The following is a 10,024-nucleotide window of genomic DNA, read 5'->3' on the forward strand; positions in this document are numbered from 1 at the left end:
AAGATTCATACAAGTAAAAGATGGGAATTATCGCGACTCAACCGGTGCCAAGAATACGAGAGGATATCTGCGCCCATCAAAGCCTAAATCACAATTCATCAATTCGATGGACAAAAAACAAGTCAGAATTAAATAAAAACCATTTTAATACGATAATTTTTAAATATTATTTATTTATAGGTCATGTTATTTAGGTTTTGGTTATTTTCAAACCAAGGTTGATGATGTTTCACAAAAACCGTTACAGCAACTGTGATACCTTAGGCGCCCAAAAAACCTATCGGGGCTTAGCTTTTTACGCTAAAAGCAAAGGCTGACCTGTAAATAGATAACGAGTCTTAAGACACAAAATGCCGCGGCAACCGGGGAGTTTCGCAAGAATGAAGAGCAAGAGTTTATTAGGCAACATTGGTGTACAAGTGGTTATCGCCATGATTATTGGCGCACTGGTGGGTTTTATGATGGGTGAAAGTGCGAGTATCTTCGCACCGCTTGGTACCATTTTTATCCATTTAATCAAAATGCTAGTGATCCCATTGGTACTGGTGTCAATCATCAGTGGCGCCGCCAGCTTAGGTGATAGCCCCTCGGCGGGTAAGATAGGCGTGGGCACTTTTGGCTTCTTTATTGTGACCTCAGGGATTGCCGTGGCCTTGGCATTAGTGATGGGTAAGGTGTTTACACCCGGCGCCGGTGTTGACTTTACCGCCCACAGTGGCAGTGGCTTGATGGAAGTGACCGCCGAACATGGCGCACTCCCCGGAGTGATCGACACCTTTATCGGCATGATCCCAACCAACGTGTTCGAATCGCTAAACGGCGGAAATATCCTTCAAATACTGGTATTTAGTATTTTCTTTGGTATCGCACTGACGAAGGTCAAAGGTGATGGCGCTAAGCCCATCATGGCGGCGTTAAATACCGTCGTCGACGCCTTTGTGTGGATGATCAACTGCGTGATGATCATTGCCCCTATCGGTGTGTTTGGTTTGATGGCCGATTCCGTCGGCACCTTTGGTTTTGATGCCTTAGAAGTCGTGTTTAAGCTGTTTGCCGTGTTTGTGGCCGCGATTCTGCTCTATGGTTTTGTGTTCTTCCCCATAGTGGTGCAGCTGTTTTCTAAGGTCTCGGCACGCCAATTTATTTCGGCGATGAAAAAGCCGCAGGTGATGGCACTGTCGACGGCGTCATCAATGGCAACGCTGCCAGTAAATATGGAAACCTGCGAAGAAGATCTTAAGGTTTCTAAGGCCACCACTGCCTTTGTGCTGCCTTTAGGTGCCACCATCAATATGAGCGGCAACGCGATTTATTATGGTCTGGTCGCGATGTTTTTCGCGCAAATGTACAACATTGACCTCTCAATGACCGCCTACGCTGCGATTATCTTTACCTCCACCTTAGGCGCCATTGGCCAAGCGGGTGTGCCAGGTCCGTCATTTTTAGTGGTCGCAGTGCTATTGGCTGCGGGTATTCCCATTGATGGTTTACCGCTGTTATTCGCCCTCGACCGAGTGTTTGACATGATCCGCACCGCGCTAAACATCACGGGTGACGCCGCCTGTGCCGTGATTATGGATAAGTACACTGCGGAGCAACCGACTCAAGAACCGAGTTAACACGCACGCGCATCCTAAGGCTTGAATAGGCTTGCTTATTCAAGCTTTTTTTATGACTGAGCCTTGTACAAACAGAACTCTATCTTACTGATTTAATATCAATTACCTAGCTTTAATGTGATCTTGGCGGTGCCTTGGACTAAGCTCAAACAGCGCCGCCTCGCAATTTGCATTTCTTTATCTGCCCAACCACACGGGCGAAGTGCGTTTCTGCGATAATGACTTGGCTACCATCAGTCCAAAGGAGTGTTGCATTATGTCCGTCTTTGCCCCTGCAAGCCCTTTTGCCGACTTTATCTATCGCCATTTCCGCGCCATTCACGCCCTCAAACTCGGCCTCGCCCTGCTGATTGCCGTCACCATTAATGCCATTTGGTCACCGCCGCATTTTATTTGGAGCATGGTGACGATTGTGATCATTATGATGAGTCTGCCACAGGTTGGCGGTGCGATTGAAAAGTCACTGCAACGGGCGGTAGGCACTTGTTTAGGCTCGGCTTATGGCGTGATGTTAGTGGCCACACTCGACAGCTATTGGGTAATTATGGGGCTGTTAATTTTAGGGGTGACGCTGATTTGTTTTATCTCGGCGGGACGCTACAGTTATGCCTATCTGGTGGCGGGATTCACCATTATTATCGTGGTGGGCGATGCGAACCACGACACCTCAGAGGCACTCTGGCGCACGGCCAATATTCTGCTGGGTTGTGTTATCGCGATTCTGGTGTCGCTGTTTATCTTCCCGATTAAAGCCAAGCAGGACTGGCGTAGTCAGCTCGCCAATGCCATCGATAATATGGCCAAGGTGCTGACCCAACATTTACAGGCCCCCGCCAACCATGATTTAGATTTTCGCGCCGAACTCGAGGCGGCAATGAAGGCGGTATTAACCCAGAAGAAACTGTTTTTCTCCCTCGAGTGGGAAAGCCAAACCCTGAAAAAACATAAAGTGCTGCTGGCGGAATTAGTTAATAAACAGGTGCGGCTGATCACCCTACTCGAGCTATTACCTTTGAGTCGCTGGCAGGAAGCCGACAAAGAGGCATACCACCAAATCAACAAAGTCGCCGCCGAGCTTACGGCTTATCTGCAACGCCTTGGCGAATTTGTTGCGGGTAAAACAGCCACATTGCCCACACTACCAAATGCATTAGAGCAAGAGTTGCAACACAGATTACAACTTAGCTTGGCCAGCTCGGCACCGAATTCGCCCCCTTTGGCGAATGAAGTCGCACAGGGATTTGCCCTCACGGGATACGGCTGGCTTATCTATCAACTCGCCATTGCCGTCGAAGCGCTCTACGCCGATATCGAGATTATCGAAGTCGCCTATCGCGGACAAACCGTGTTACATAAAACTACCAAGCGCGCATAGGCCGTCACCACGGGAATAGCAGCGAAAAACCACTCCCTCAGACCAAGATAAACCCTTGGCAGCCCTTGCACTTGTAGGGGCTTAATGAAAAGATACCGCCCTAATAAAAATTCGATGTGTGGACTGTTTTCATGCGCTTGTTTTCCCCTTCCGTTATCGCCATTGCCTGCTTATCGGCGGGCTCATTATTCACAGCCCAGTTAGCCGTTGCCGCGAATACCGAAGTCGCACAACCCGAAGTGACTAATTCTGGAGCTGCCAACGCTGAAGTTGCCAGCACTGAGGCCGCTAAAACCGACGCGGTTGAAACAAATGCCAGCAGTAGCGCTTTGAGCGCGACAGAAACCGCTCCCGAAGCCGCAGCGACACCAACTCGCGCTAATACCTTTGTCAATGACGCCATTCTCCCGCCGAGTATTACTTGGCATGGTGGCAGCGAAGCTCTGTTACTCAGCGCCGATAACGAATGGGCGACGCCCTTCGAGCAAAGCAATGGCACCGAAAGCCCAAGCTATGACGACACCATCGCATGGCTCGACCGATTGGCGGCCGAAACCACCAAATTGCAAAAAGTCAGCCTAGGTCAGAGCCCTCAAGGCCGCGACATTTGGATGTATGTCGCCAGCAGTGAAGGCATTAACGAATCGGCACGCCTAAAGCAAAACACTAAGCCGACGATTCTGGTGCAAGCCGGTATCCATGCCGGTGAAATCGACGGTAAAGACGCGGGCATGATGCTACTGCGGGATATAGTCAAAGGTGACAAAAGCGAGCTAATCGAAAAAGCCAACCTGTTGTTTGTACCGATGTTTAGTGTGGATGCCCATGAACGCAGCGGTGAATTTAATCGCGTTAACCAACGTGGCCCGGTGAATATGGGCTGGCGCACCAATGCCAATAATCTCAACCTGAACCGTGACTATGCCAAGGCCGACACCTTAGAAATGCAGAATATGCTGCGGGCAATCAATGTGTGGCAACCGGATCTGTATATCGATGTGCATGTCACCGACGGCATCGATTACCAATACGACATAACCTTCGGTTATAACCTCGCCCAAGGCTTGAGTCCCGCCAGTTTCCGCTGGCTCGAAAATAGCTACCGCCCAGCGGTCGAAGCGGCATTAACCGCCCAAGGTCATATCCCAGGTCCGCTGATTTTTGCCGTCGACAATACCGATATAACCAAAGGCATGTCACTGTGGAACCCGAGCCCACGCTTCTCTAATGGTTATGGTGATGCCCGCCATCTGCCGACTATTTTGATTGAGAACCACAGCTTAAAACCCTTTAAGCAGCGCGTACTTGGCACCTATGTAATGCTTGAGCAAACCCTTAAAACCGTGGGCGACCAAGCGACCAAGTTAAAGAGTGCGATTCAAGAGGATAAATACCGCGCCTCACCACTGATCACATTAACGTGGAAATCGGCACCACTGGCTAAAGGATGGGATTTTAAAGGCATCGACTACACTCTTGAGCAGAGTCCGATTAGCGGCACCGAGGTAGTGCGTTGGACAGGCGAGCCTAAACTGTACCCGAATTTACCAGTGATGGCCGAAACCGTGCCTGATATCAAAGTCACTCGCCCGAGCGCCTACTATATTCCCGCAGAATGGACGCAAGTGATTGACCGCTTGAATCTACACGGCATCCGGATGACACGTTTAAGCAAACCAACCGAACTTAAATTGCAGCAATATAGCCTGAGCAATCCGGTGTTTAATTCCAAGGCGTTCGAGGGACGACTCACAGTGAAGGCCGACTCGACACTGGCGAAACTGACCACCACCTTGCCTGCGGGCACAGTGAAAATCAGCACAGATCAACCCTTAGGCGATCTGGCGATTTTACTGCTTGAGCCACAATCACCGGACTCATTACTGCAATGGGGCTTCTTCAACCCTATCTTTACCCGTACCGAATACATTGAGGACTACGCCGTAGAGCCGCTGGCCGCCAAGATGCTTAAGGAAGATCCCAAGCTACAGGCGGAATTTAACAAAGCGCTTGAAAACCCAGCGTTTGCCGCCGATCCCGAGGCACGCCTACGCTGGTTCTATGAACGCAGCCCTTACTACGATAATCAATATCTTAAGTATCCAGTCTACCGTAGCCGTTAATCCCGCAGTTAAAAACGGCAAGGATTAAGCAGGCTTACGCGCGCTAATGCTATATACCAAGGGCACCTGTTGCCCTTGGTGTTTTAGTACATAACGACCATCGGTTTGCGCCTCTAGCCCTTCGAAACAGTTATAGGGGCTAAACGCAAACTCGTGGAAGAACTCCAACACTAAGCCCGCCTGCAATAAGGCATTGATCACCTCAGACAAGCTATGCGACCAGCACATTAAGGTTTGCTGCTCATCACCGGCATTCTCGGTATAAGTCCCTTCCTGCTCAATGTCTGGCTCACCGCGATTAAAATAGCTATACCCATCAAATAGCTGCTGCGCCGGATGAAACTCGGCCATATAAAACTGTCCGCCGGGCTTTAAACACGCCGCAATGGTCTGCGCCCAGAGTGTTAAATCCGGCAACCAAACAATCGCGCCATAGGAGGTAAAAACAATATCTTGCGGCTCAACCTTGCCTACAACGCTGTAGACATCGCTACAAATAAACTCGGCAGACAACTGCGTCTGCTGCGCCAACTTACGCGCCTCAGCAATCGCCACTTCGGATAAATCAACCCCAATCACTTTTGCGCCCATTCGCGCCCACGACAGGGTATCTAAACCAAAATGACATTGCAGATGCAGTAGGCTTTTGTCCGTCACCGCAAGCTCATTTAATTCGATTTCCGTTAAGGATGTGTTGCCACTCAAAAAGCCTTCAACATCATAAAAATCAGAGGTTAAATGCACCCGAGTGCGGGCATCCCAGGCGGTTTTATTGGTCGTTAAATAATCCATGTGAATCCTTTCTAGTTGCGCTTTAAATCAAGCAGGAATGTTGGACACACGCTAACTGAATAAGTGAGTAATTTCACCACTCTTTGGGAAAAATCACTTATTCAGCGGACATGTCCGCCTACGGTCAAGCGGACACATTTAACTTATCCGCATGATTATTAATACATTTTAAAATTGGCATAGGATGTGCAATCTCGACTGATATCAAGCTTATCGCTAATAGCTCAGCACTCAGTCGGTCGTCGAGTGTCGATAACAAGGAAGAAGAAAATGTCACTACGCCCTTTTATATTCACCCTCGGGTTTATCGCCGTCTTTACGGTTGGCGTGTCACTCACTGGCTGCATTATCAATGTGAACGCCGCTGGCATGCCGGATTTAGACCACCAGCAACGTGAACTCAGCCTCGATGCTCAAGACTTACAGGAGCTCGTTGCAGAAACAGGCGCGGGCAGCCTTGAAATCATCGGTGTCGAAGGCCTGACCCAAATTAAGTTAGTCGCTGATATCTATAGCAATGACGATAGCAAAGTGATTCTCACCCTTGAGAAAAAGGCCAACAAAGCCAAGCTTAAGGCCGACTTTGAATCCCATAGCAGCTTTAACAATTACTCACCCTATATCGATTTAAAACTACAAGTGCCAGCAGGATTAGCGCTAGATATCGACGATGGCTCAGGTGCTATGTTTATCAACAAGATGACTGCGGATATTAAGGTGAAGGATGGCTCAGGCGAACTGGTTATCCATGGCGGCAATAATGTCAGTATCGACGATGGTTCTGGCGCGATTGAAGTCAGCCAAGTCAACGGCAACCTTGCCATTGTCGACGGCTCTGGTGGTATCCAAGTTCATGATATTAAAGGCAGCATCACCATTGATGACAGCTCTGGCGAAATTGAAGTCGCTAATGTGCAAAGCACAGTCACCATCAACGATGGCTCAGGCGATATCAATGTGGTGAACACTAAGGGGTTAACCATTCTCTCAGCAGGTTCAGGGGATGTGAGCTTCGATAAAATCGATGGCCCAGTAAGCAAACTCTAAACCCGTTAAACCAACAGCGTTACCGCTCAACCAACTTCCCGGCGTAGAGACTGATGTTGTAACGGTTCCCAACCAAAATGTCAGTCTTCTACCCACCCTTTTTAGCGTTACCGTTCCATGGACAATCTTATGCACTTTATGCCACTAACCCCTTGTAGTGGCATCTTTTTTTGTGTCTGAGACTTTCCGGGATTGGGTGCTACCATTGATAACCGAGTAATGCCTGTCCTGACTTTTTAGTGTCGACTTATTCACTCAATATCGACGTTTTGTTTTGAAAAAGGCAAGTAGTTGCTTTTGTTTACCAGCTTCAGCCAACACATCGTGGCAGGCCTTGCTGGCACTGCCAATACCCATTACGTTTTGGTCGACTATTTCAACTGTAGAGGAAATATTTTGGGAGATATCTTCAGTCACACTTGATTGTTCGCTAGAAGCCGTTGCAACGACAGTATTGACATTGGAAATTGTATTGACCGACGTGGAAATACCATGGAAAGCGTTACGTACCTTTTCCGAAACCATTTGAGATTCATCTAACAAACTTGTATTTGCTTTCATGTAATGATCAGCTTTTCCTGCTTGAGACTGTAGCTTGGAAATGATCCCTTGAATATCAATAGTCGATTGTTGTGTTTTAGCGGCAAGTGAGCGTACTTCATCTGCCACGACAGCAAAACCGCGTCCAGCTTCTCCGGCCCGTGCCGCTTCAATTGCAGCATTTAATGCCAGTAAATTAGTTTGTTCGGAAATACTGGTAATAACGTCAATAACAGAGCCGATTTCTATAGAATAATCTTTTAATTGATTCACTATGGCTCCTGAATCACGAATGGCCGCACCGATTTTTTCAGAAATGACATCAGATTCACCGAGGGATTTATTACCCACTGTGACATTATCCATTGCCTCCCTTGCGCTGGTTTCAGCCTCAGTTGCATTTTTACTGACTTCTAGGGCTGTACTGGACATTTGATTGAGTGCGGTCGCGATCTGTTCTACCTGAACCAGCATTTGCTTAGAGTTATTTTCAACCTGATTCATAGTGGAGGCCAATACTTCCGCAGAAGTCGCTGTATTATCGGCAACGTTAATCAACTGCTCGGTCATTTCAGAAATTTTATCAGCAGTATCATTGCAGCCCTTTGCCAATAGACCTAATTCGTTATTACCAATATCGTTAATTCGATCTGTAAGATCACCATTTGCTAATTTAGAAATAAAGGCCTGAACTGTCTTAATCGAAGTTACAATAAATCTTGATATGATAATCGATGTAGCTAATACCAATAGCGAAACAATGACTAAGATAAATAGCATTATTTTTATCGATTCATCGTAAATCTCATCACCATAACTGCTCGCAGCTTGTGCTCCTTTGCTATTTAAATCAGATAATTGGAGTAATAAATCCGAGTATTCGTTATAAGCATTGAGAGATTCGGTTAACAGCAGTTGTTTGGCGTCTTCATTCTTGTTTGCTCTTGAGAGAGTGAGAAGCTTCTGCTGAATTCCTAGGTACTCCTTATATAAGCGATTAAAATCATTGAATATGACTTTTTCTTCATTCTCGCTGATCAGTTGTTGATAGGTACGTATAGATTCGTCAATTTTAGCTTTTATTTTATCCAATTCGCGTTCAGTATCTCGCATTTGAGCATCGTCCAACGAGAGAATATGACGGGATTCTAACACCCTAAGATCTGCCGTTTGGCCATTCAGTCGTTCTATAACGCGCACGGATGGTAGCCAGTCGTTGGATATGACGGTGGATTGCTCATTAATGACTTGCATTTTACCTATCGCCAGCATGGCTAACCCAAGAATCGCAACCATGGGAATTGCAAAAGCTCCAAGTAAAAGATGATTTATCTTTAGATTACGCATGTAAACCCCGACAATGATGACTATGCTCAAATGTGTTTATACGACGCCTGATACAGGCTTATTCCCTCCATAAATATATAAGCCAGACATTCAACTTTCGCTATCCGAACGGATAATTAATCGCTAAATTAATAGTAGTTATTTGCTGGTTTCTAAAAGGCATAACCTTAGCTAATACATGATTTAAAGTAACAACGATAAATGTGGGGCAAAATTTAACAATGAGTGTCTCGATAAACTTAGCTACCACGCTCACCAAACAATATGTACAGGCTGGGATATTGCAAGCCGTTAGCCCTAACACTGTAAAATCAGGCCTTTGCTATTACATCCCCAATAAAGCCCTACTAAGCAATCGGCATAACGCACACGTTATTGACTGGCTACAATCAACCTTACAAGAATAAAACTAACAGAAGGTGTGGCGGCATCGATACTGACTATGGACAGTTTCATAGCAAAACTTAGTTGCGGTAATAGTTCGAGGGGCAAATAGGCGGCATCATGGCTTCTGGCTATCGTATCACCTAATTGCCTGCCGCAGGCTTTCGCACGCTCTTATATGAGCCTCACCAGTGACTCGCCGTACTCATGTTTTAAAAATCGCGTCCATGTAGGCTCTACTAAAGAATCCCTGTTTTAGGAGATCACTGGCGCAACAATGCTGGATTGGGTGCAACCATTGATAGTCGAGTAATACCTATCATGACGCTTTCTCGATGCTGGCTGTTAACCCCACAAGAATTTTCCAAGTCTACCATTCCCGTAAGAAAATTTAACAATGGGTGTCTCGATAAACCCTCCTACCTTTTCTTTTCAGCTACTAAAGTATTCATCTAATGCGAATCTCAATTTATTAGCATCGACGAGATCACCAAAGTTAACCTTTACTACTTCTTGACCGTTTAAAGTTTCATCTCTCATAGATATCGATATGTTGTGAAATCCGCGCATATAATCATCCAAGTCATTAGCATCAAAAGTATGATTAACATACATAAACGCCTCATCACCTTCAAAAAATAATTCATTAATTTTCATAAGCTTACCGAATCTCCAAAGAGTTTGTTAATTTCATTTCTGCTGGTATAGGATCGCGTTTGTCGTACCCATTACCTTAAGATTTATCTTGCTTTTTAGAGCAGTACGTCCGCATAAATGGTTAGGATTTAGCCATTGAT

The 10,024-nt window shown here is 46.4% G+C and carries 7 protein-coding genes; 4 read left to right on the forward strand and 3 right to left on the reverse strand.

Features of this window, described 5'->3' with window-relative positions:
* Positions 1–380: 380 nt before the first annotated feature.
* The 3 genes from L976_RS08040 to L976_RS08050 all read left to right on the forward strand — a co-directional run bounded on the left by L976_RS08040 (position 381) and on the right by L976_RS08050 (position 5,117).
* On the forward strand, positions 381–1,619 hold the full coding sequence (locus tag L976_RS08040) for a dicarboxylate/amino acid:cation symporter (RefSeq protein ID WP_047535827.1): 1,239 nt from the start codon (positions 381–383) through the stop codon (positions 1,617–1,619).
* Between the two features lie 256 nt (positions 1,620–1,875).
* Complete coding sequence (locus L976_RS08045) at positions 1,876–2,994, forward strand: FUSC family protein (RefSeq protein WP_047535830.1); 1,119 nt, start codon at positions 1,876–1,878, stop codon at positions 2,992–2,994.
* 131 nt (positions 2,995–3,125) lie between these two features.
* Complete coding sequence (locus L976_RS08050; protein ID WP_047535833.1) at positions 3,126–5,117, forward strand: M14 family metallopeptidase; 1,992 nt, start codon at positions 3,126–3,128, stop codon at positions 5,115–5,117.
* A 24-nt stretch (positions 5,118–5,141) separates the two neighbouring features.
* Here L976_RS08050 and L976_RS08055 read toward each other — a convergent pair whose 3' ends face one another.
* On the reverse strand, positions 5,142–5,909 hold the full coding sequence (locus tag L976_RS08055; protein ID WP_047535835.1) for a class I SAM-dependent methyltransferase: 768 nt from the start codon (positions 5,907–5,909) through the stop codon (positions 5,142–5,144).
* Positions 5,910–6,179: 270 nt separating this feature from the next.
* On the opposite strand from L976_RS08055, the gene L976_RS08060 reads away from it, so the two are divergent.
* On the forward strand, positions 6,180–6,956 hold the full coding sequence (locus L976_RS08060; RefSeq protein ID WP_047535839.1) for a DUF4097 family beta strand repeat protein: 777 nt from the start codon (positions 6,180–6,182) through the stop codon (positions 6,954–6,956).
* A 255-nt stretch (positions 6,957–7,211) separates the two neighbouring features.
* Here L976_RS08060 and L976_RS08065 read toward each other — a convergent pair whose 3' ends face one another.
* Together L976_RS08065 and L976_RS08070 are read right to left on the reverse strand one after the other, a co-directional pair.
* Complete coding sequence (locus tag L976_RS08065; protein ID WP_047535842.1) at positions 7,212–8,843, reverse strand: methyl-accepting chemotaxis protein; 1,632 nt, start codon at positions 8,841–8,843, stop codon at positions 7,212–7,214.
* Between the two features lie 816 nt (positions 8,844–9,659).
* Positions 9,660–9,884: a hypothetical protein gene (locus L976_RS08070; RefSeq protein ID WP_047535844.1), complete on the reverse strand. Its 225-nt coding sequence runs from the start codon at positions 9,882–9,884 to the stop codon at positions 9,660–9,662.
* Positions 9,885–10,024 lie beyond the last annotated feature (140 nt).

The organism is Shewanella sp. ZOR0012 (assembly GCF_000798835.1).
In the GTDB taxonomy this organism is placed as follows: domain Bacteria; phylum Pseudomonadota; class Gammaproteobacteria; order Enterobacterales; family Shewanellaceae; genus Shewanella; species Shewanella xiamenensis.

Coding starts and splice junctions, on each gene's coding strand:
- L976_RS08040 (WP_047535827.1), top strand. CDS start 381: ATGAAGAGCAAGAGTTTATTAGGCAACATTGGTGTACAAGTGGTTATC.
- L976_RS08045 (WP_047535830.1), top strand. CDS start 1,876: ATGTCCGTCTTTGCCCCTGCAAGCCCTTTTGCCGACTTTATCTATCGC.
- L976_RS08050 (WP_047535833.1), top strand. CDS start 3,126: ATGCGCTTGTTTTCCCCTTCCGTTATCGCCATTGCCTGCTTATCGGCG.
- L976_RS08055 (WP_047535835.1), bottom strand. CDS start 5,909: ATGGATTATTTAACGACCAATAAAACCGCCTGGGATGCCCGCACTCGG.
- L976_RS08060 (WP_047535839.1), top strand. CDS start 6,180: ATGTCACTACGCCCTTTTATATTCACCCTCGGGTTTATCGCCGTCTTT.
- L976_RS08065 (WP_047535842.1), bottom strand. CDS start 8,843: ATGCGTAATCTAAAGATAAATCATCTTTTACTTGGAGCTTTTGCAATT.
- L976_RS08070 (WP_047535844.1), bottom strand. CDS start 9,884: ATGAAAATTAATGAATTATTTTTTGAAGGTGATGAGGCGTTTATGTAT.